General features: G+C 65.8%; 21 protein-coding genes. 15 read left to right on the top strand and 6 right to left on the bottom strand.

The window, feature by feature from the left end; translation table 11 throughout:
• Positions 1-2 precede the first annotated feature (2 nt).
• From B2246_RS02090 to B2246_RS02030, 13 genes are all read left to right on the top strand, one after another.
• Positions 3-413: a TIGR03750 family conjugal transfer protein gene (locus B2246_RS02090; RefSeq protein ID WP_021195312.1), complete on the top strand. Its 411-nt coding sequence runs from the start codon at positions 3-5 to the stop codon at positions 411-413.
• Positions 410-1,102 (top strand): PFL_4703 family integrating conjugative element protein, encoded by a 693-nt coding sequence (locus tag B2246_RS02085; RefSeq protein ID WP_020207103.1) that lies wholly within the window; start codon positions 410-412, stop codon positions 1,100-1,102. Before B2246_RS02090 ends, B2246_RS02085 begins: the two co-directional genes overlap by 4 nt.
• The gene (locus B2246_RS02080) at positions 1,099-2,013 is read left to right on the top strand and encodes a TIGR03749 family integrating conjugative element protein (protein WP_020207102.1); all 915 of its coding nucleotides are present in this window, start codon (positions 1,099-1,101) and stop codon (positions 2,011-2,013) included. Before B2246_RS02085 ends, B2246_RS02080 begins: the two co-directional genes overlap by 4 nt.
• Entirely contained in the window at positions 2,003-3,421 is a 1,419-nt protein-coding gene (locus B2246_RS02075) for a TIGR03752 family integrating conjugative element protein (protein WP_021195313.1), read from the top strand. Before B2246_RS02080 ends, B2246_RS02075 begins: the two co-directional genes overlap by 11 nt.
• Entirely contained in the window at positions 3,402-3,851 is a 450-nt protein-coding gene (locus tag B2246_RS02070) for a TIGR03751 family conjugal transfer lipoprotein (protein WP_031329484.1), read from the top strand. The genes B2246_RS02075 and B2246_RS02070 overlap by 20 nt, the downstream gene beginning before the upstream one ends.
• Positions 3,851-6,739: a conjugative transfer ATPase gene (locus B2246_RS02065; protein WP_021195315.1), complete on the top strand. Its 2,889-nt coding sequence runs from the start codon at positions 3,851-3,853 to the stop codon at positions 6,737-6,739. The genes B2246_RS02070 and B2246_RS02065 overlap by 1 nt, the downstream gene beginning before the upstream one ends.
• 13 nt (positions 6,740-6,752) lie before the next feature.
• Entirely contained in the window at positions 6,753-7,517 is a 765-nt protein-coding gene (locus B2246_RS02060; protein ID WP_021195316.1) for a DsbA family protein, read from the top strand.
• Positions 7,518-7,692: 175 nt separating this feature from the next.
• A complete protein-coding gene (locus B2246_RS02055; protein ID WP_020204513.1) occupies positions 7,693-8,187 on the top strand; it encodes a JAB domain-containing protein in 495 nt (164 codons plus the stop codon).
• A gap of 163 nt (positions 8,188-8,350) precedes the next feature.
• Positions 8,351-8,797 carry a TIGR03757 family integrating conjugative element protein gene (locus B2246_RS02050; protein WP_029043922.1) on the top strand — a complete coding sequence of 149 codons (447 nt, stop codon included), beginning with the start codon at positions 8,351-8,353 and terminating at the stop codon, positions 8,795-8,797.
• Complete coding sequence (locus B2246_RS02045) at positions 8,794-9,744, top strand: TIGR03756 family integrating conjugative element protein (RefSeq protein WP_020204511.1); 951 nt, start codon at positions 8,794-8,796, stop codon at positions 9,742-9,744. The genes B2246_RS02050 and B2246_RS02045 overlap by 4 nt, the downstream gene beginning before the upstream one ends.
• Positions 9,745-9,753: 9 nt before the next feature.
• Complete coding sequence (locus B2246_RS02040; RefSeq protein WP_029043921.1) at positions 9,754-11,148, top strand: integrating conjugative element protein; 1,395 nt, start codon at positions 9,754-9,756, stop codon at positions 11,146-11,148.
• Positions 11,145-11,504 (top strand): hypothetical protein, encoded by a 360-nt coding sequence (locus B2246_RS02035; protein WP_020204509.1) that lies wholly within the window; start codon positions 11,145-11,147, stop codon positions 11,502-11,504. The genes B2246_RS02040 and B2246_RS02035 overlap by 4 nt, the downstream gene beginning before the upstream one ends.
• A 14-nt stretch (positions 11,505-11,518) precedes the next feature.
• Positions 11,519-13,066 carry a conjugal transfer protein TraG N-terminal domain-containing protein gene (locus B2246_RS02030; RefSeq protein ID WP_286881748.1) on the top strand — a complete coding sequence of 516 codons (1,548 nt, stop codon included), beginning with the start codon at positions 11,519-11,521 and terminating at the stop codon, positions 13,064-13,066.
• Between the two features lie 15 nt (positions 13,067-13,081).
• On the opposite strand, the gene B2246_RS02025 is transcribed toward B2246_RS02030, so the two are convergent.
• From B2246_RS02025 to B2246_RS02015, 3 genes are all read right to left on the bottom strand, one after another.
• Complete coding sequence (locus B2246_RS02025) at positions 13,082-13,441, bottom strand: DUF3742 family protein (RefSeq protein WP_020204507.1); 360 nt, start codon at positions 13,439-13,441, stop codon at positions 13,082-13,084.
• A gap of 73 nt (positions 13,442-13,514) precedes the next feature.
• Positions 13,515-14,147 (bottom strand): RES family NAD+ phosphorylase, encoded by a 633-nt coding sequence (locus B2246_RS02020; RefSeq protein ID WP_020204506.1) that lies wholly within the window; start codon positions 14,145-14,147, stop codon positions 13,515-13,517.
• A 12-nt stretch (positions 14,148-14,159) separates the two neighbouring features.
• A complete protein-coding gene (locus tag B2246_RS02015; RefSeq protein WP_029043920.1) occupies positions 14,160-14,786 on the bottom strand; it encodes a hypothetical protein in 627 nt (208 codons plus the stop codon).
• A gap of 315 nt (positions 14,787-15,101) precedes the next feature.
• Between B2246_RS02015 and mobH the strand changes: the two genes are divergently transcribed.
• Entirely contained in the window at positions 15,102-17,024 is a 1,923-nt protein-coding gene (gene mobH / locus B2246_RS02010; protein WP_043366971.1) for a MobH family relaxase, read from the top strand.
• A 46-nt stretch (positions 17,025-17,070) separates the two neighbouring features.
• On the opposite strand, the gene B2246_RS02005 is transcribed toward mobH, so the two are convergent.
• The gene (locus B2246_RS02005; RefSeq protein ID WP_254604651.1) at positions 17,071-18,213 is read right to left on the bottom strand and encodes an AraC family transcriptional regulator; all 1,143 of its coding nucleotides are present in this window, start codon (positions 18,211-18,213) and stop codon (positions 17,071-17,073) included.
• 257 nt (positions 18,214-18,470) lie between these two features.
• Between B2246_RS02005 and B2246_RS02000 the strand changes: the two genes are divergently transcribed.
• Positions 18,471-19,265 (top strand): crotonase/enoyl-CoA hydratase family protein, encoded by a 795-nt coding sequence (locus B2246_RS02000; RefSeq protein ID WP_029043919.1) that lies wholly within the window; start codon positions 18,471-18,473, stop codon positions 19,263-19,265.
• Positions 19,266-19,324: 59 nt separating this feature from the next.
• Here B2246_RS02000 and B2246_RS01995 read toward each other — a convergent pair whose 3' ends face one another.
• Both B2246_RS01995 and B2246_RS01990 read right to left on the bottom strand, forming a co-directional pair.
• Positions 19,325-19,696, bottom strand: a complete 372-nt coding sequence (locus B2246_RS01995) for a DsrE family protein (protein ID WP_020204501.1) — start codon at positions 19,694-19,696, stop codon at positions 19,325-19,327.
• A gap of 110 nt (positions 19,697-19,806) precedes the next feature.
• A complete protein-coding gene (locus B2246_RS01990) occupies positions 19,807-20,184 on the bottom strand; it encodes a carboxymuconolactone decarboxylase family protein (protein WP_020204500.1) in 378 nt (125 codons plus the stop codon).
• Positions 20,185-20,224 lie beyond the last annotated feature (40 nt).

Here is a 20,224-nt window from a genome sequence, read left to right as displayed (position 1 = left end):
CTATGTCCGAGCAGCAGCACGTCCGCGCGGACGGGACGGTCACGTTCCTTCCGAACCGGCTCAATCGCCATCCCGTGGTTGTGCGGGGCCTCACCGCCGACGAACTGTGGATCTGCTGCGGCCTGTCCGGTGCCGCCGGCCTGCTGGTCGGCACGCCGCTGTCCTGGGTGTTCCGCACGATCGCGCTGGCACCGACGTTCGTCGTCCTGGGCGTGGCGCTGGGCGTGTTCATCGGCGGCGGCATCCTGCGCCGCCTCAAGCGCGGGCGCCCCGACACCTGGCTGTATCGGCAATTGCAATGGCGCATCGCCACGCGCCATCCGCTGATGGCGGGCTGGGTCGGTGGCCATGTGCTGATCTCGCGCTCCGGCTTCTGGACCACCCGGCGGTCTGCTTCAAGGAGCGCACGATGAGCCGCTTCAAGAACGAGATCACCCACCTGCAGGCGCACATCAGGACGCTTCGCCTGGGTGCCGGTGCCCTGGTCATCGTCGCCCTGGTCATGGGTGGCGGCTGGTGGAGCGCGCCGCGCGACCTGACCATCCACGTCCCGCCTGACCTGCGCTCGGGCAGCACCCGCAAGTGGTGGGAGGTGCCGCCCGAATCGGTCTATGCGTTCACGTTCTACGTGTTCCAGACCCTCAACCGATGGCCGACCAATGGCGAAGAGGACTACCCGCGCAACCTTCACACGCTCTCGCCGTACCTCACCCCGTCCTGCCAGGCCTTCCTGCGCGCGGACTACGACTACCGCCGCAGCACGGGCGAGCTGCGCCAGCGCGTGCGCGGCATCTACGAAATCCCTGGCCGCGGCTACGGCGACGACCCTACGGCGCGCGTGCGCACGATCTCCGATCGCGACTGGGTGGTGACGCTGGACATCACCGCGGACGAGTACTACGGCGCGGAACAAGTCAAGCGCGCCCTGGTGCGCTACCCCGTGAAAGTCACCAAGGTGGACATCGACCCCGCGCGCAACCCCTTCGGCCTGGCACTCGACTGCTACGACGGCACGCCCCAGCGCATCAACGCCCCGGAACCGACGCGCTCGGCGCCAAGTGGCCTGTCTCCGCAAGCTCCTCAAGGAGGAACCACCCCATGAAGCACCCTGTACTCGCGCTGCTGGGGCTGCTGGCCGTGGCCGCGGCACCCGTTGCCCAGGCGGTGGAAATCCTGCGCTGGGAACGCATGCCGCTGGCGGTGCCGCTGAAGGTCGGCCAGGAGCGCATCGTGTTCATCGACCGGAACGTGCGTGTGGGCGTGCCCGCGGGCCTCGGCGAACGCCTGCGCGTACAGAGTGCGGGCGGCGCGGTGTACCTGCGCGCCAACGAGCCGATTGAGCCCACGCGGCTGCAATTGCAGGACGCCGACACCGGCGCGCTGATTTTGCTGGACATCGCGGCCGAGTCGCCCAAGGACGGGGAAGCCGAACTGGAGCCAGTGCGCATCGTCGAGGGCAACAGTACCCCCCCGCGCTATGGCGAGCAGCTTGACGGTGCGGAGCCTCCCGCGCGTGGCCAAGACCAGCCGGGTGTGCGGCCGGTGCGGCGCGAAACCCCGGTTCCGGTTGTCCTGACACGCTTCGCCGCGCAGAACCTTTACGCGCCGCTGCGCACCGTGGAGCCACTGCCGGGCGTCATGCGCGTCAATCTGCGGCGCGACATGGACCTCGGCACGTTGATGCCGACATTGCCCGCTCGCGCGGTGGCGCTCGCGTCGTGGCGTCTGGAAGACCAATGGGTGACGGCCGTGCGCCTCACCAACACCAGCTCCGGCTGGGTCAACCTTGATCCGCGTGTGCTGCAAGGCGACTTCCTCACCGCGACCTTCCAGCACGAGGCGCTGGGTCCGCGCGGAACGCCCGAGGACACGACCGTCCTGTACCTGGTGACGCGCGGGCGCGGCCTGGCGCAGTCGCTGCTGCCGGCCATTCATCGTTTCGATCCAGCCGTGCATCTGCCGCAACCAGAAGCCGAAGCCACCGAAAGCAAGGAGGCCGACCATGCGCAGTAACGGCCTGCTCAAGTGGCTGATGATCCCGGTCGCGCTGCTGGTGCTGTTCGTCGGCATCCGGCTGTTCTCGGGCGGCAGCACGTCGGCGCCACCCGCTGGCGATGCCAGCGCCCGGCTCACGCCCGAAGAAATGAAAGCACTGGGCATCGAGGGCGATACCCCGCGCGACACCGTGGCGACCCTGGTGGCGCAGGTGAAGCAGTTGCGCACCGAGCTTCAGACGGCGCTCTCGGACAACAAGTCCCAGCGTGAGGAGAACCAGCGGCTGCGTCAGCGCGAGAACTCGATCGACCAGCGCATCAACTCTGCGCTGGAGTCCGAACGCTCCAACCTGCGGCGCGACCAGCAGCAGGCGGCCAGCGAGCGCCAGCAGACCGAGGGGCTGCTCGCCGATCTGCAGCGGCGCCTGGACAGCATTGGCGGGCGTGGCGGCAGCCATGCCGATCTGCCCGTGGGCCTGGGGCTGCAGGGGGGGGACGAGGTCGGGATGGAAGGCGGCATGCGCTGGGTTGAACCGGATGACGCGAAGCCTGCCGAGGGACGCAACGGGGGCCGCGGCACGGCTGGCGGCATGAGCTTCCCGACGAGCTTCGGCCCCGCGCAACGCACGCTGGAAACCACGGCTGAGATCGTGGCGAACGCGGACGCGCGCGCCGCCGGGGTCAAAGCCGCGAAGCCCGTCTATACCGTCCCCACGAACTCCACGCTCATGGGCTCGGTCGCGATGACCGCGCTGATCGGGCGTGTGCCGATCGACGGCACGGTCAACGATCCGTATCCGTTCAAAGTGCTGGTCGGGCCGGACAACCTGACCGCCAATGGCATCGAGGTTCCCGACGTGGCCGGCGCCGTGTTCAGCGGCACCGCATCGGGCGACTGGACGCTTTCGTGCGTGCGCGGCCAGGTGCGCAGCATCACGTTCGTCTTCAACGACGGCACGATCCGCACGATTCCCGAAGACCGCGAAGGAAACCAGCAGAACAACCAGCAGCGCGATGGCTTGGGCTGGATCAGCGATCCCTACGGCATTCCCTGCGTCAGCGGCGAGCGGCGCAGCAACGCCCAGCAATACCTCGGCTCGCAAGCCCTGATCACCGCGGCCGGTGCCGGCGTGGCCTCGCTCATCGAGAGCGACAGCGGGCGCATGTCCTATGTCGGCTCGGACGGCTCCATCGGCACCGTGGGTATCAGCGGCCAGGAAGCGGTCGGCCAAATTCTCGCGGGCGGCGTGCGGGACATGTCGGCTTGGGTCAACAAGCTCTACGGCCAAGCGTTCGCCGCCGTCTATGTCCAGCCCGGCGCGAAGGTCGCCGTTCACCTCGAAAAGCCGCTCGCCATCGACTTCGATCCCGAAGGCCGCAAGGTCGATCACCGCGCAGGAGAAAGCCATGCACTCGAACTTGAATAGCTTGGCCCGTGGCCTGGCGCTGGTCCTCGCCGTCGCGGCGCTCGGCGGCTGCGCCACCAGCAAGGAAAAGCTGCTGACCCACGGTGACCGCACGATGATGGACATCTGGCAGCAGGAGGCCGGCGACGGCGGTGGCGCAGCCGGACGGAATGCCGGCCGCCAACTGCTCGATGCGCGCCAGAGCCTGCGTCGGCCGCTGACCGACGCCGACATGCAGGCCGCGCCTGCCGAGCAGATGCGCTATACGCGCACCGCGCGCAACGAGGTCCATCACCAGTTCCAGCGCCTGCCCAATCCCGATCTCGTCATGTACGTGTATCCGCACCTGGCGGGCACGGACCCGGTGCCGGTTCCGGGCTACACCACGGTCTTCCCCCTGTACCAGCGCATCCAGTACGCCATGCCAGGCGAGCGCGTGGAGGCCTACTGATGCGGTGGAAACTTCCCTGGCCGAAGCTGGCGGGCGCCGGCATCAGCGGCCCGGCCGGCGATGAGCAGCCGGACGGCTGGCAGCGCCACGTCGAAGCCTTGCAGCAGGCCGGCATCCCCGAACCCGGCGCCCCGGTGCAGGGCCGCAGGCCGGCGACCGTGGCCGAGGAGCAGGCGCTGTACGGCGTCGCCCCGTCCTTCGTGGAACTGCTGCCCTGGGTGGAATTCTTGCCCGAGTCGAAGGCCATGCTGTTGGAGGACGGTCAATCCGTAGCCGCCTTCTTCGAGCTGGTGCCGCTGGGCACCGAGGGCCGGGAGCCTGGCTGGCTCGCGCATGCCCGCGACGCCCTGGAAAACGCGCTCCAGGACAGCTTCGATGAACTGGACGAGAACCCCTGGGTGCTCCAGCTATACGCACAGGACGAACCGAGCTTTGACCAATACATGCAGACCCTGTGCGACTACGTGCAGCCACGCGCCCGCGGCACGGCATTCACCGAGTTCTACCTGCGCTTCTTCCGTCACCACCTGCGCGCGGTAGCCAAGCCGGGCGGCCTGTTCGAGGACACGGTGGTTACCCGTCTGCGCTGGCGCGGGCAGACGCGGCGCGTGCGCATGGTGGTCTATCGCCGTGCCACCGGGCAGGCAAGCCGCCGCGGCCAGACGCCCGAACAGATGCTGAACATCGTCTGCGACCGCCTGTGCGGCGGGCTGGCGAACGCCGGCATCCAGGCACGGCGCATGGTCGCGGCGGACGTTCACGACTGGCTGCTGCGGTGGTTCAATCCGCGCCCCGCGATGCTCGGGCCCAGTACAGAGGACCGGGAGCGCTTCTACGCACTGGCGCGCTACCCCGACGAGACCGAGGCCGGCGAGATCGAGTTGGCGAGTGGGCAGGATTTCAGCCAGCGGCTGTTCTTCGGCCAGCCACGCTCTGACGTGGAGCACGGCACCTGGTACTTCGACGGCATGCCGCACCGTGTGCTGATCACCGACCGGCTGCGCATGCCGCCCGGCACGGGACACCTGACCGGCGAGACCCGCAAGGGCGATGCGATCAACACGCTGTTCGACCAGATGCCGGAAGACACCTTGCTTTGTCTCACGATGGTCGCCACGCCCCAGGACGTCCTTGAATCGGATCTGAACCACCTGGCGAAGAAGGCCGTGGGCGAGACGCTGGCGTCGGAGCAGACGCTCAAGGACGTGAACGAGGCCCGCTCCCTGATCGGCAGCGCGCACAAGCTCTACCGGGGCACGCTGGCGTTCTACCTGCGCGGGCGCGACGAGGCGGAACTGGACCGGCGCGGCCTGGACCTCACGAACGTGATGCTCAACGCCGGCTTGCAACCAGTGCGAGAGGACGACGAGGTGGCGCCGCTCAACAGCTACCTGCGCTGGCTGCCGTGCTGCTACAACCCCGGCAAGGATCGGCGCCGGTGGTACACGCAACTGATGTTCGCCCAGCACGCGGCGAACCTGTCGCCGGTATGGGGCCGTGCCCAGGGTACGGGGCATCCCGGCATCACGATGTTCAACCGTGGCGGCGGACCGATCACCTTCGATCCGCTCAACAGGTTGGACAGGCAGATGAATGCCCACCTGTTCCTGTTCGGCCCGACGGGCTCGGGCAAGAGCGCCACGCTCAACAACCTGCTGAACCAGGTCACGGCCATTTATCGGCCGCGCCTCTTTATCGTGGAAGCCGGCAACAGCTTCGGCTTGTTCAGCGACTTCGCCAGGCGCCTGGGCCTGACCGTGAACCGGGTCAAGCTGGCCCCGGGCTCGGGCGTGACCCTGGCGCCATTCGCTGACGCACGCCGGCTGATCGAGACGCCCAGCGACGTGCAGACACTCGATGCCGACGCGCTGGACGAAGACTTGCCACCGGATGCCTCGGCCATGGAGGCGGACGAGCAGCGCGACGTCTTGGGCGAACTGGAGATCACGGCGCGCCTGATGATCACGGGCGGTGAGGACAAGGAAGAAGCGCGGATGACGCGGGCCGATCGCTCGCTGATCCGCCAGTGCATTCTCGACGCCGCCGAGCACTGCCACGGTGGAGGTGGTAGCGAGAAGCGCACCGTGCTCACGCGCGACGTGCGCAACGCGCTACGCACGCGCGGCCAGGCCCCGACGCTGCCCGAGATGCGGCGCGTGCGGCTGCTGGAGATGGCGGACGCGATGGACATGTTCTGCCAAGGCACGGACGGCGAGATGTTCGACCGCGACGGCACGCCGTGGCCCGAGGCCGACATCACCCTGGTGGATCTCGCGACCTATGCGCGCGAAGGCTACAACGCGCAGCTCTCCATCGCCTACATCAGCCTGATCAGCACGGTGAACAACATCGCCGAGCGCGACCAGTACCTGGGCCGTCCGATCATCAACGTGACCGACGAAGGTCACATCATCACCAAGAACCCGCTGCTTGCACCCTACGTAGTAAAAATCACAAAAATGTGGCGCAAGCTAGGGGCCTGGTACTGGTTGGCTACACAAAATATCGACGACCTGCCGCGCGCCGCGGAGCCCATGCTCAACATGATTGAGTGGTGGTTGTGCCTGTCGATGCCGCCGGACGAAGTGGAAAAGATCGCTCGGTTCCGCGAACTCTCGCCCGCGCAGAAGGCATTGATGCTCTCGGCGCGCAAAGAGGCAGGCAAGTTCACCGAGGGTGTCATCCTCTCCAAAAGCATGGAGGTGTTGTTCCGCGCCGTGCCGCCGAGCCTTTACCTCGCGCTCGCGCAGACCGAGCCCGAGGAGAAGGCCGAGCGCTACCAGCTCATGCAGCAATACGGTTGCACCGAGCTGGAAGCCGCCTTCAAGGTGGCCGAGAAGATCGACCAGGCACGCGGCATCGAGTCGCCCGCCTTGGAACTTTCGTAAGCCGGAGAACGCCATGGAACAGAAACGTCCTTCCATTCCGATGCAGGTCCAGGCGTTCCGCCGTCGGCGCTGGCGGCCCCGCTGGCCCTGGGCGTTGGCCGCCGCGCTGCTTTCGCTGATGCTGATCTGGATCGTGTCCCGCTTGCCTGGCGAGTCCACGCCTCAGACTTCAGCGCCGGCCAGCGAGACGCAGGTGGCTGGGCCTCCGTGGCAGATGGGCAACCCGGCAGGCCGTTTCACGCTGACGCTCTACGCGGACCTCGAATGCCCGTTCTGCCGGTCCTATCTCCCAGTAATCAAGCGTTGGGTGGCCGGCAATGCGGACGTGGCCTTGCAATGGCATCACCTGCCGTTGGCCGCGCATGAGCCGGCCGCGTCCGCGGAAGCGCGCCTGGCGGAATGCGCGGGCGAAGCCAACGGCCATGCCGCCTTCTGGCAGGTCGTCGAGTGGGTCTATGCCCATACACGCAGCGACGGCCAGGGCGTGCCCGAGGACCTGCGCTACCCCGACCTTACGCCAGCCATCGAGCAGTGCATCGCGAGCGAGCGGCCCGACGCGGCGATTCGCACCCAAACTGCGGAAGCCACGAACAGCGGCGTGACCGCCACGCCGTCGCTGCGGCTGCACGATCGCGAAACCGGCAAGGCGATTCTGCTGCAGGGTCCGATCGAGGGCGATGCCTTGCTGTCGGCCATGGACATGCTCGCGGCCGGCGATCCCGCCGCCACACCCACATCGGAAATGCCTGCCGACGTCGTCGGCGACATGCCCAGGTAGCCCCGGTCTTCAAGGCTACGGCGCAGTCCGCTGCGCTGACCGCACCCCGTTCGCCTCGCATCCTGGTCGCGAACGATCACCGCTGCCGCGGTGATGGATGCAGTTTTTTCGTTCCCCAGGAGGGCTTGCCCTCCCAGGGCGCGCGCCCTCCGATCTCACCGTCTGGAGGTTCGCCATGTCTTTCGTCGTCAATGACTCCTGCCTGGATTCGCTTTCCGCCATCGCTGCCCAACACGAGGACTGGATCATCCAGCACGCCATCGTGCTGCTGGAGAGACGGATCTTCAAAGCTGGACCGTGCCTCAGCCGACCGGCCGCCGTGCGGGAGTACCTGCGCCTGAAACTGGTCGCCGAGCCCAATGAGATATTCGCCGCTGTGTTCCTGGACAGCATGCACCAGGTGCTGGCCTACGAGCCGTTGTTCAGGGGCACGATCAACTCGACTTCGGTCTATCCGCGTGTCGTCGTGCAGCGTGTGCTGGAGTTGAATGCCGCCGCGGTGGTCTTCGCCCACCAGCATCCCTCGGGTGTCTCCGAGCCGTCCAGCGCGGATCGCATGCTGACCCAGCAACTGCAAGCTGCGCTGGCACTCATCGATGTGCGGGTACTGGACCACATCATCGTCGGCCAGGGCGCCCCGTTCTCCTTTGCGGAGTCCGGCCTGCTGTAAGGGTTGCACTGCTTCGTTGATCAGCGCGGAGGCTTCGGCCTCCGATTTTTCTTCGCGGCGACACAAGCAGGTATGCGGGGAGGCCGCAATGCGCATTGTTTGTTGGGGCCGCATGGGGTTCGGCGTTTGACTATGGCCCTGATCAACTTCCGGGGTGCAAGACATGCCAGGAGCTTTTACCCGGTTCGCACCAGGCTGGCGAACCCTTGGCCTGGCCGTGGCGCTGCCGGCGTCTCTGGCGGTGTTCAGCCCGGCCACCTTCGCTGCCGACGTGGTGGTCGTCACCGACAGTCGCCACCCGGTCAAGACCATGGGCGGCGAACGGCTGATCGAGTTGGACCAGGCATCCCGACTCGAAGCTGAGCTTTCCGCGGATCTGCCAGCCGATTCCGAGCGGGCGGTAGCCGTCGTCCGGCAACGGCTGAACCATGGGGGCACCGACCTTCAGCGCCGCATCGGCACCGCCTACCAAGGCATCACCGACGCATGGAGCCTGGGCGTCGCCACCATCCCGGCCGTCGTGGTGGATCAACGCTATGTGGTCTATGGCGAGCCTGACATGGCCCGGGCCGTGTCCCGCATCGAGCAGCACCGGAGGACGCAGCCGTGACCCATCGCCCATTCGACCTGCTGCGCCGCCTGCGCGTCGCCGTGGCCTCGCTGCTGCTGGTCAGTGCCACGGGCAGCTACGCCCTGAACACCGCCACCATCGTGTCCTCCGTCATGTCGCCGGACTGCCTGGAGTACCGGGTGGTGGGCATCTGCTACTGGCTGTATTGCACCTGGACGGGCTGCACGGTGCGCACATCCACCAAGGTCCGGCACTACGTGCCCGATGCGGTCGTCTCCAGTTACAGCAACACCGGAGAGAACCCCTGGGTCGAAGTGCGGGCGATGAGCATGCCGAACGCCTCGGCCCAGGCGGGCGGCGACGGCACCACCAACGAAGACCACGAAAACAACCTCGCCAAATTCAAAAACAGTGACGTCATCGGACACCCCGGCGGCGAGGTGTTCAACCAGTTCGCCTCGTCCTCCGGCTACTTCTGCCAAGGCGCGGGCACGGCCTTCATGCCGTATCTGCTCAGCACCCTGGATACGCTGGCCTGGCGCTACAACGTGCCCGAGTCCGTCTATCCCGAGGCCCTGATTCCGGGAATGCGTGAGGTGGGCGCTCGTACCACCGTGAACCTCTGGGGCAATGTGTACCCCCGCGGTGGTTTCCTGCACCAGACCGACGACCACAAATCCGGGGCCGTGGTCGCCCAGCGTGCGGGCGATGTCGTCACGCGCCGCGGGCAGTTGCACGTGTACCAGCCGCTGCTCGCCAGCGCGCGCGATGGCTACTGGCCAGCCGGCGCGCTGGTCGAAGGCGATGCCTCCACCGGGAAGTGGCAAGAACTGACGCCTCGGCTGTCGAACACCTGCGTGGTTTTCCCCCACAGCGGCACGCTGACCCAGGCCCAGCAAGGCGATTACGCCTGGGCGCTGTGGCGGCCCTATGCCTGCTGCGAACGCCGTGGCCAGGTGTTTCTGGGCAGCGTCGATTTCCTCTGAGGTGCCACGATGAAGCGTCCTGAACCGATGAACCTCTCCACCAGGGCGTGCCGCCTGTTGCGCCCGACACCGCTGGCTGGCGCGCTCGCCCTGGTCTGCAGCCTGGCGTGGGCGCAGGTTGGATACCAGAACAGCGGCCCCGTCATCGGCGATGACGTCATGTACTCGATCGGTGGCGGCAGCGCCGTGTCCATGGGCCGCGCGGCCGGCATGCGCTCCATCGGCGTCGGTGTGGGCTGGAACAGCAACCTGATCTGCGGCGACATGAGCATCCAGACCACGCTGCGCAATCAGCTCAATGGGATCACGAATGGATTCCAGCAGATCATGAGCAACGTGATCCAGAGCGCGACCAGCGCGGTCGCATCGCTGCCTGCGCTGATCATCCAGCGGGCCGATCCGGGCTTGTATAACCTGTTGACCAACGGCGTGCTGCAGGCAAGGCTGGATTTCGACCGCTCGAAGCTGACGTGTCGCGCCATGGCCGAGAAGATGGCTGAGACGGCGGGCGGGCAGCTTGGCTGGAGTCAGATGGCCGAAGGCATGGCACTGCGCGATGCCGTGAGCAGCAACGATGCCGTGTCGGCCGTCGAGCAGGCCGAGACGCGCCGCGGCAACGACGGCGTGCCATGGGTGGGTGGCAGCAATGCCGGTGGCGCAGGCCAGTCCGCCATCCGGGTGGTCGGCGACGTCACCCGCGCGGGCTACAACCTGGTCAACGGTCGTGGCGTGACGGACACGTCCTCCATCGCGTCCGCCAGTTGTGCGAGCCTGTCCTGCCAGACCTGGACGTCGCCGCAGCAGGCGACCGAATGGGCCACGCGGGTCCTCGGAGAGCAGGTGCAGCGCACCTGCGACTCCTGCACCAAGACCGAGACGGTGCCCGGCGTCGGGCTGACGCCGCTGATCCAGGAAGAGTACGAGGCGAAGCTGGAGGTCCTTCAGGAGCTGGTTTCCGGCACGCGCAATACCACCTTTGAGAACCTGCGCGAGGCCGGCAGTACGTCGCTGCCAATCACGCGCGGCGTGATCGAGGCGCTGCGCGACGAGCCGGACCAGGACCTTCTGGCGCGGCGCCTCGCGTCGGAGGTGGCGCTGTCGTCGGTGCTGGAAAAAGCGCTGCTGCTCCAGCGCACGCTGCTCACGGGCAAGAAGGAGCCCAACGTCGCAGCCAACGAACTCGCGGTCGAAGCCGTGAACCACGAGAGCGACACGCTCGACCAGGAGATCCGCAACCTGAAGACGGAGCTGGAGCTGCGCCGCGAGCTGGCAAACAACTCACCGATGGCCATCATCCAGCGGCACGGCACGCGCGCGGCAGGCTCGCGCGGCATCTACGAGGGTGATCCGGTACCCGACCGCCTCGACCAGTTGCAGAAGGGCAATCCAGGAGCCAGGCCATGAGCGCGGCGCGCATGACTTGGCCCCCCTTGCGCTGGCTGTTCAGCCGGCGCGCGGCGAAGGCGCTGCTGTGGACGGTGCTGATCGTTGCCGCCGCGGTCGCGGCCAACATCGCCGGCATCTACCTGGTCGGCAGCGTTGCCGGATGGGAGCGGTGGCTCGCCGCCGCTGCGGGTTACTTCTTCGTGTGGCGGCTGTGTCTGTACGGGGCGACGGTGTACGGGTGGATCTGGATGCGCCGCCGGCTGCTGGAACGTGAGGACGACGCCCAGGCGCGGCGCCGCCTGGTGCGCACCGAGATCGCGGGCGTCATCGCCATCGTGGCGCTGGAAGCCAGCCTGCTGATGCAGGCGGGTTGAGGGGAGATGGCGCCATGACCCTGTTCACGACCGACTACCTAGAGTACTACCTGACGCTGGTGTCCTGGATCGTCAACAACGGCATCTGGGCCGTGCTGGTATCCAGCGGCGTCTTCGCGCTGCCTTTCGTGGCGATCATCGTGCAGGAGTGGTTGAAGGCCCGTGCAGAAGGCGCCGACGAGGGCAATAAAGGCGTGCTGAGCGCCGCCCGCATCGAGAACCGGGTCTTCGTCGCCATCGTGGTGGTGATGTTCGCGGGCATCCCGTTCATCGACGTGGACCTGAACACCATCCAGTACGACAGCTCGCGCTCGGCGCAATGTCAGGTCAGTGTGCCGCAGCCCTCGAATACCGGCTGGTCGCAATCTTTCAGCACGCTCAACAACCAGTCGGCGAAGGTGCCGGTGTGGTGGGCGTTCATCCACGCGCTCTCGCGCGCCGTCACCGGCGCTTCGGTGGCGGCAATCCCGTGCGGCACGGACCTGCGGCAGATGCGCATGGAGATCGACGCCACGCGCATCGACGACCCGGTACTGGCTCAGGAAGTGGCGGATTTCTCGCGGGATTGCTATGGGGCTGCACGGGCGAAATTATTCATGCAGCGCCCTCAGCTCGATGAGCAGCAGATGCACGACGTGACCTGGATCGGCTCGCGCTTCTTCACGGACACGAACGGCTATTACGACACGTATCGTTCCAGCACGCCGCGCGATGACTGGCCTTACGACAGCAACCGAGATGCAGGGCTCGCGCAGGTAGCAAGCGGCGGCGGCTACCCGACCTGCAGGCAATGGTGGGCCGACGGCAGCAATGGCCTGCGGGCGCGGCTTCTGGGCCAGGTGGACCCGAGCCTGCTCAATCGCTTGGCGGGCTGGGCTGGCTTCCTGAGCCGGGCCGACGTGGACGATTCGGTGATCCGCGCGATCGCGTCACCGCGGCAGCAGAAGCTGAACCAAGGCAGCGTCTATACGGACTACGGTGGCCAGATCGAAATGACCGACCCGAACATCATCACCCGGGCGGCAGCCGACGTAGGACTGGCGGTGGGCTCGTTGGGCTACTTCCCCTCCATGGATGCAATGCGCCAGGCCCTTCCGATGGTGCTGGCGCTCTTGAAGATGGCGCTGGTTATCTGCATTCCGGTGGTGCTCATGGTTAGCACCTACAACCTGAAAACACTCGTGACGGTCAGCGTGGTGCAGTTTGCGCTGTTCTTCGTGGATTTCTGGTTTCAACTCGCGCGCTGGATCGACAGCACCATTCTGGACGCGCTCTACGGATGGGGCTGGGGATGGAACCGGCCGCATACGAATTTCGATCTGGTCATGGGCCTCAACAATGCCTTCGGAGACATGCTGTTGAATTTCGTCATGGCGACGATGTTCATCGTGCTGCCCTTGTTCTGGGTAACCGCCTTGGGATGGGCGGGCTACGCCGTGGGGGGCATGTTGCAAGGGCTTGCTGCCGGTACGGCAGGCGCCAAAGCGGCCGGCGGCAAGGCCGCCGACATGGCCTTTGGCGGCGCTATGAAGTGGGCATCGACACCTAGCAAGAAGAAATAGTGCCATGCTTCTTCGCTAGGTCTCATCAGATGGATCATGTGGATCTATCCGATACTCATCGTGGGTATAGAGGCCAAAACCGGCGTGGCCGTGCCGCCACTCTGGTTCGGGCGGCTCCCATTCGACGGTATCGTGCCCCTGGGCCACAAACACCAGCGCGACCAGCAGCAAGGCCAGCCAGAAAGCAACGTAGAGCAGCAGCCCCAGGACAGCCAGTTTGCCGGCCCACAGCAGCGCAGCAGCGCCGGCCAACGGCACACCCTTGGACACCAACCAGTTTGACGCCCGACGTTCGCTGCGCGCGTAGGCGCGCCACCCGCGGCCAAGGGCGCGGCCGAGGCGTTCTGCAGTGCTGATGCGGGTCGTGATGCTCATGGTCGTCTCCTGCTACTGAGGGATGCCTATTCGAGTTTGGTCCATTTCATTCTGCTGCGGGCTTCAAAGTGCTTCATGACGCTTCGTCATCCGGTTCCACCGGGCCGGGGTCAGGCTCCACGCCGACGCGATACGTGGCAACGAAGTGCGGCCAGTCCACATGGTCCACCAGGTCGATGTCATCGACAACGCCAACCTTTGCTGCCGCACGCTCGAACAGGGCGATGCTCTTGGCGGGATAGTTGTTGCGCGACGGATAGAGCACCCCATCGAACAGCGGCTGGCCATCGCCGCTGAACATCGCATGCACCTGGGCAGACACCTGCTGCGTGTGCGTGTAGTCGCGGCTGGCCAACTGCTCTAGGTTCAGGCCGAAGTAGCCCGCCATGACGCCCGACGCCGTGAGGTCGGCCAGGAGCACGTCGTCCATCACGCCCACCGCGCGCACCATCCGGGCCTGGACTTCTTTCAGCGCGATCGAGCGTTGCGTGTCCGCAAGCCACTGATGCTTGTGAAACACCGACTCCATCAGCGCCGTGGGCAGGTCGCGCCCCAAATAGAGCACGCCATAGGCCCGTGCCGGATCATCGTAGCGATTGGTGCTACCGCGGCCATAGTACAGCCTGCTGCCTCGATAGACGACACGGCTCACATGCTGGAGCAGTTCGCCGGCATCGATCAGGAACGAAGGCAGCTCGCGGCTCACGGCGGTCTTGCCTCAATGCACCTGAACGCCCAGCACGTTGAACACGGCCTCGGCCACGTCGTCGATCGTGCCATGCGTCACCGCATCCACCGGCGAGCGACCGCCCAAGCCTTCGAGCGGTTCGGTCAGCGCTCGGTAGATCGTCCAGGGGTCGATGCCCTCGACCTCCTGAAGCACGGTTTGGGTCAACTGCTGCTTCACCGGGTCGAGCTGCCAGTCGGGCAGCTTCTGGCCGCGCGGTCCCACGTTCAGCGCCAGCAGCCGACGGGCGAGGATGTCCTTGTAGATCTGCTGGCGCGACTTGTCCGCCAGCTTGGCGAACTCCGCGGGCGGCAGGTTGTGCGGCTGGTTGAAGGCCTCCAGCAGCACGGCGCGGCCACGCTGGACGTCGGTTTCAGTCGGTGCCCAACTCGTGTCGGCACGCAGCGCGGCCGCTTTGCGCTCCAGGGCATGCTCCACCGTTTCGCCTGCGAGGTTAGCGGGCAGTTTCACCGCTTCCACGCGCTCGTGAACGAACGCCTGCAACTCGGCCGCGAATGCCGTGGCGTCCCGGATTTCAACGGTATCCGCGAAACGGCGCACGTCCTCCACGGTGACGCGCGGAAGACGATCGGCAATGAATTCAATGGCGGTGGGCATGGTCATCTCCCAAGCAGGTTTGAGACAAGATTCACTCTAGTCGCGTTTGTCGCGTTTGTCAACTTGGACGCCTAGGGGCAACCTACCTGGCGGAAGCAGCATCTCCGCAGCATAGGCCGAGGCCATCACCTGGTCGCCGTCCAATCCATTCGAGCAGATTCCACATTGGCGCTGGAGCCGCAACCCAGGCCCCGCTATACCGAAACGGTTAAAGGCCAAAGGGCCGAAACGGCAAGGGAATGGGGTGCAAGGGGAAAGGCCCTACCTCGAAAAGGCGAAAAGGCCTCCCGGTCGGCCCGTCATCAGGACATCGACATGCTCTCCCTGTTCCAGCGAAAACGGCCCCCGGTCGCTGCCGCGCCCACGCCACCACCCGCCACCGTCCTCCCGAAAGGGCTGCTGCGGCCCGAGTCTGCCGCATCGATGCTGGCCACCCCGCGCCGGCAGAAACTGCTGGAGCACATCTGGCAGCGCACCTCGCTCTCACGCAGGCAATTCGCCACCCTGTACCGCGCGCCCCTGGAACGCTACGCCGAGTTGGTCCAGGCCTTCCCGGCCTCCGAGGCGCATCACCATGCCTATCCGGGCGGCATGCTGGACCACGGCCTCGAAATCGTTGCTTATGCGCTCAAGCTGCGCCAGTCCCATCTGCTGCCCATCGGCGCCAGTCCCGAGGACCAGGCCGCACAGTCCGAGGCCTGGACCGCCGCCGTTGCCTATGCCGCGCTGCTCCATGACATCGGCAAGATCGCCGTCGATCTGCACGTCGAGCTTGCCGACGGCAGCACTTGGCACCCGTGGCATGGCCCGTTGCACCAGCCGTACCGCTTCCGCTACCGCGACGACCGCGAATACCGCCTGCACAGTGCCGCGACAAGTTTGCTCTACCGCCAACTGCTCGACCGTGATGCCCTGGACTGGCTCAGTGGCTATCCCGACCTGTGGGCACCGCTACTCTATGTCCTGGCCGGCCAGTACGAGCACGCGGGTGTGCTGGGCGAACTTGTCGTGCAGGCCGACCGCGCCTCGGTGGCCCAGGAACTGGGCGGTGACCCGGCGCGCGCCATGGCCGCACCGAAGCACGCGCTGCAACGCAAACTGCTCGACGGATTGCGTTACCTGCTCAAGGAAGAGTTGAAGCTGAACCAGCCCGAGGCCTCAGACGGCTGGCTCACCGAGGATGCCTTGTGGCTGGTGAGCAAGACGGTCTCGGACAAGCTGCGTGCGCACCTGCTGTCCCAGGGCATCGACGGCATCCCGGCCAACAACACCGCCGTCTTCAATGTGCTGCAGGACCACGGCATATTGCAGCCGTCATACGACGGCAAGGCAGTCTGGCGCGCAACCGTGACCAGCGCCACCGGCTGGTCCCACTCGTTCACCCTGTTGCGCCTCGCACCCGCGCTGATCTGGGAGCCGGGGCAGCGGCCGGTACCATTTACCGGCACAGTGGCGATCGACGCAGCGTCCACGGGTAAGGAGGCCGATGTTTCCGCCACCCGCACGACGGAGGGGCCGCAGTCCAACTCGGACGGCCCGTCGGTTCCGCCATGGGAAAGCGGTGGCCCCCTCTCGGCGCCTCCATTGAAGGCCCAGGTCGTGCCCGACGTCATGGAGGACATGCTGTCGATGGTGGGTATGGGAGGCTCGCCCGAGACCCGGCAGGATGCGGAAGCGCTCCCCAAAGAGACGTCTACCGTGCGCCCCGAAGCACCAAGCTTGGCCGCGCCTTCGCCTTCGCCTTCGCCTTCGCCTTCGCCTTCGTCACCGGCGCCAGTGCCAGTGCCAGTGCCAGTGCCAACATCCTCGGCAGCGCCGCCATCAGGCGAGCACTTCATGGCGTGGCTGAAACAGGGCATCGCTTCCCGCCGGCTCATCATCAACGACGCAAAGGCGCTGGTGCACTCCGTGGACGACACCGCGTACCTGGTCAGTCCCGGCGTGTTCCAGCGTTACGCTCAAGAGCATCCGCAGTTGGCAGCCATTGCTCGCCAGGAAAAACTGGAGCCGTGGCAGTGGGTACAAAAACGCTTCGAGAAGCTGGCCGTGCACCGTAAGCAGGCCAGCGGCCTGAACATCTGGACTTGCCACGTCACAGGGCCGCGCAAATCGCGGCAGTTGCACGGCTACCTGCTAACGCAGCCCGGTGCGTTGTTCGAGCGAGTGCCGCCCAACAACCCCTACTTGTGCCTCGCCAACGAGGAGGCCGGGCGTGAGGCCTCGCTGGCTGCGAAATGAGGATATCCAGTGGCGAGGTCCGGATGCCCGCTTTTCGGTGCACAGGTCAGAGCGTAACCACTTGGGAAATGCCTTGCTGCGCCGCTCGGTATCGTCCGGGGGTCATACCTGTCCAGTGGCGGAACGCGCGATGGAAGACGGCGGGGGCACTGAAGCCCAAAGCATCGGATATCTCCTCCAGTGAGCCGTCGTTGCGCACAAGGTGGAGAATGGCCAGATCCCTGCGCAACTCATCCTTGATGCCCTGGAACGACAGCCCTTCCTGCTGCAGCTTGCGTATCAGTGTCCGCGAGGACATGTGCAGCCGGCTGGAAACATCATCCAGCGTCCGTCCGAGATCCATATGCAGCAACTCGCGCACCTTCAGCCGCAGGGCGTGCTCGTGGTAGGAGGTGAAAATCCAGTCGCGCGGCGCCTGCTCCAGGAAGCTGCGCGCGTCGGACGCGCTGCGTTCCGGCTGGACCTTTCCGAGTTCGGCGTGAAAGGTGACCTGAGAGTAAGGTTCGCAGAAATCGATCGGGGCCGGGAACAGGATCGAGTAGTCGGCAGCAAAGGACGGGCGTGGAAAAGCGAAGCCCACAGTGCGCACCGAGACCTCTCGGCCGGCGAGCCATGACACGATGCCGTGCGTCAGCTTCAGCATCAGTGCGTGCCCGAATCGGTTCACCCCCGTGTTGGAAGACCGCGGGACAAGGTCCAAGCGCAAGGAGGCGTCTGCCTTCGTGAGACTCAGCCTGTAGTCGTCCAGCAGCAGGTTCCAGACCTGCGTGAAGCGATACAGCGCTACCTCGATGCTTGGCGCGTCCATGACCGCTCGGACGATGTACTTCAAAGCGCCGGTCCGTATGGGCCGGCTCCACAGCCCCATCATTTCATCGCCGGTGGCGGCGGCGCTTCGCCGGTACAGCCCGACCAGTTGATCGTGCGTGAGACGCGAGCCGGGGTGGTTGATAAATGCCTTCACGATGCCGGCCTGCTGCAGGCAGCGATCCAGGGCCTGGTCCGAGCACAGCGAGCGCAGGCTGCGCAGCAGATCCTCCACCAGGTCGCATGAGACCGTGGCCGCCGCGACAGCCTTTGGGCTCGCAGGAAGCCCTCTTGGCGGCCGGACGAGATTGTCAGTTTTTGCAAACTTCACGACGCTATTGGCAATTGAGCCCAGCATCCCTGGTGGGTAATCTACGGGCATGGAAAAGATAAACGCCCCTTAATAGTATCGACTGTGAGGCTTGACCGCGACTCCAGGGGTCTATCCGCCATTTCGCGCCCAGGCCAAGCTCAATGCCCATGAATGGCGACATTGGCATGGAGCCTCGGCCTTGAACGGCATGGCCCGCTTCGGCGCGGGCCATGCCGTCACAGCGGCGGCCGATGCCCGCCGGACCGAGCACGTCGACCTGCCCGCCACAGCCCACCATGTTCATGACCCAGTGCCAGGAAAACTTCATGTCCGACCCCATTCTGCTGACCTCCGAACAAGGCAACATCGGCATCGTCACGCTCAACATGGCGCACAAGCGCAACGCGCTCAACGAGGATGCCATCGCCGCTATCGACGCCTATTTCTCGGCGGTGCCCAGCCACATCCGGACCATCCTCTTAACGGCCAAGGGCGATCACTTCTGTGCCGGCCTGGACCTCAAGGAGCACCACGACAAGGCGCGCAGCGGCGTCGAGTTCATGCGCGTCTGCCAGGGCTGGCACCGCGCGTTCGACAAGATCCAGCATGGCGGCATTCCCGTGATCGCCTGCCTGCAGGGCGCGGTCGTGGGCGGCGGTCTGGAACTGGCCAGCGCAGCGCACGTGCGCGTTGCCGACAGCCGCACCTTCTTTGCGCTGCCCGAGGGCACGCGGGGCATCTTTACGGGCGGCGGCGCGACGGTGCGCACTGCGCGGATCATTTCCGCGCCGCGCATGGTGGAGATGATGCTCACCGGACGGGTCCTCGATGCGCAGGAAGGCCGCGAACTGGGGTTGGCCCACTACGTTTGCGACACCGCGAAAGGCGACACGCCCGCACCGGAGTTGGCCCTGACTCTGGCAAAGAAGATCGCGGGCAATGCGCCGCTTTCCAACTACGCCATCGTCAGCGCCATCAGCCGCATCGCCGACATGTCGGCCACGGACGGGCTCTTCACCGAGGGGCTGGTGATGGCCATGATCCAGCAAGGTGACGATGTGCAGGAGCGCCTGGGCGAGTTCGTGAACAAGAAGGCGCACAAGGTACAACTGAATGCTTGATCTCCAAGACGCGCGCCACAGGCCTCAGCCAGCGACGCTTGATCGTGTCATGGTTGGGCTCAGGTGACTTGCAAGGACCCCCTGGCGCCCATCAGCAACTCCACCACATCGGCTGCATTGATGACGCTAAAGCGCGGGTCCATCTGCGCGGCGGTCATGCCGTTGTGGATCATGCAAGAGCCGCAAATGGCAATGCGACCTCCCTTCTCCAAGAACTTCTCCAGCAGATCGGCAACGGGTTCGAAAGGCTTGCCGATGTCCAACCCAATGGCCGCGCCGGGTTTTCCCAGCTCCACGGCTTCCACCATCAGGACGATGGTCGCCGTATGTCCCTTGAGCAGCGCGTTGAGTGCCATGGTAAAGGTCACGGTCACCTTGTTGGGATTGCTTCTCCCATCAAAAACTGTCGCAACGAAGTCGGTGGTCTGCATGGTTAGGCCTTTGTGGTAAACAGTGGTTGCGGGGATGCAAGTTGGAGGGAGCGAAGCTCTGGCACCGGATGCAGGCGGTCCGCGGCGCCGCACGACGGTCCGGGCCCAGGCTACGGGGCGCTGGCCGGCGCGCCCGGGTTGCTGGACAGCGCCGCGAACTCGTTGAAGGCGGCCACCGCGTTCGATGCGTACATCGCCGACGGGCCCCCTCCCATATAGATGGCCACGCCCAGGGCCTCATGGACCTCCGCAGCCGTCGCGCCGAGCCTGACCAATGCCTTGACATGAAAGCCGATGCAGCCATCGCACCGTGCGGCCACGCCGATCGCCAACGCGATCAGCTCTTTCGTCTTGGCGTCGAGTGCGCCGTCGGCGATGGCTGCCTTGCCCATCTCACCAAAACTCTTCATGACCTGCGGCACTCCCTTGTGCAGAGGCGCCAGATTGGCCACCACGTCCTGCGTCAGTTGCCGGTAACTTGTCGTCATCGCGAACTCCTCATGGTTTTGGAACATCGAATATGAAACG

Source organism: Cupriavidus sp. UBA2010 (assembly GCF_002335265.1).
Taxonomy (GTDB): Bacteria; Pseudomonadota; Gammaproteobacteria; order Burkholderiales; family Burkholderiaceae; genus Cupriavidus; species Cupriavidus metallidurans.
Note: the sequence above shows the minus strand (reverse complement) of the source record. Positions and strands in the feature narration are given on the sequence as shown.

What these genes read in the sequence shown, in the direction of transcription:
- B2246_RS01995 (WP_020204501.1), bottom strand. Translation starts at nt 19,696, where the DNA reads ATGCAGACCACCGACTTCGTTGCGACAGTTTTTGATGGGAGAAGCAAT.
- B2246_RS02015 (WP_029043920.1), bottom strand. Translation starts at nt 14,786, where the DNA reads ATGCCCACCGCCATTGAATTCATTGCCGATCGTCTTCCGCGCGTCACC.
- B2246_RS02050 (WP_029043922.1), top strand. Translation starts at nt 8,351, where the DNA reads ATGCCAGGAGCTTTTACCCGGTTCGCACCAGGCTGGCGAACCCTTGGC.
- B2246_RS02070 (WP_031329484.1), top strand. Translation starts at nt 3,402, where the DNA reads ATGCACTCGAACTTGAATAGCTTGGCCCGTGGCCTGGCGCTGGTCCTC.
- B2246_RS02005 (WP_254604651.1), bottom strand. Translation starts at nt 18,213, where the DNA reads ATGCCCGTAGATTACCCACCAGGGATGCTGGGCTCAATTGCCAATAGC.
- B2246_RS02060 (WP_021195316.1), top strand. Translation starts at nt 6,753, where the DNA reads ATGGAACAGAAACGTCCTTCCATTCCGATGCAGGTCCAGGCGTTCCGC.
- B2246_RS02000 (WP_029043919.1), top strand. Translation starts at nt 18,471, where the DNA reads ATGTCCGACCCCATTCTGCTGACCTCCGAACAAGGCAACATCGGCATC.
- B2246_RS02040 (WP_029043921.1), top strand. Translation starts at nt 9,754, where the DNA reads ATGAAGCGTCCTGAACCGATGAACCTCTCCACCAGGGCGTGCCGCCTG.
- B2246_RS01990 (WP_020204500.1), bottom strand. Translation starts at nt 20,184, where the DNA reads ATGACGACAAGTTACCGGCAACTGACGCAGGACGTGGTGGCCAATCTG.
- B2246_RS02085 (WP_020207103.1), top strand. Translation starts at nt 410, where the DNA reads ATGAGCCGCTTCAAGAACGAGATCACCCACCTGCAGGCGCACATCAGG.
- B2246_RS02065 (WP_021195315.1), top strand. Translation starts at nt 3,851, where the DNA reads ATGCGGTGGAAACTTCCCTGGCCGAAGCTGGCGGGCGCCGGCATCAGC.
- B2246_RS02090 (WP_021195312.1), top strand. Translation starts at nt 3, where the DNA reads ATGTCCGAGCAGCAGCACGTCCGCGCGGACGGGACGGTCACGTTCCTT.
- B2246_RS02030 (WP_286881748.1), top strand. Translation starts at nt 11,519, where the DNA reads ATGACCCTGTTCACGACCGACTACCTAGAGTACTACCTGACGCTGGTG.
- B2246_RS02055 (WP_020204513.1), top strand. Translation starts at nt 7,693, where the DNA reads ATGTCTTTCGTCGTCAATGACTCCTGCCTGGATTCGCTTTCCGCCATC.
- B2246_RS02025 (WP_020204507.1), bottom strand. Translation starts at nt 13,441, where the DNA reads ATGAGCATCACGACCCGCATCAGCACTGCAGAACGCCTCGGCCGCGCC.
- B2246_RS02035 (WP_020204509.1), top strand. Translation starts at nt 11,145, where the DNA reads ATGAGCGCGGCGCGCATGACTTGGCCCCCCTTGCGCTGGCTGTTCAGC.
- B2246_RS02075 (WP_021195313.1), top strand. Translation starts at nt 2,003, where the DNA reads ATGCGCAGTAACGGCCTGCTCAAGTGGCTGATGATCCCGGTCGCGCTG.
- B2246_RS02080 (WP_020207102.1), top strand. Translation starts at nt 1,099, where the DNA reads ATGAAGCACCCTGTACTCGCGCTGCTGGGGCTGCTGGCCGTGGCCGCG.
- mobH (WP_043366971.1), top strand. Translation starts at nt 15,102, where the DNA reads ATGCTCTCCCTGTTCCAGCGAAAACGGCCCCCGGTCGCTGCCGCGCCC.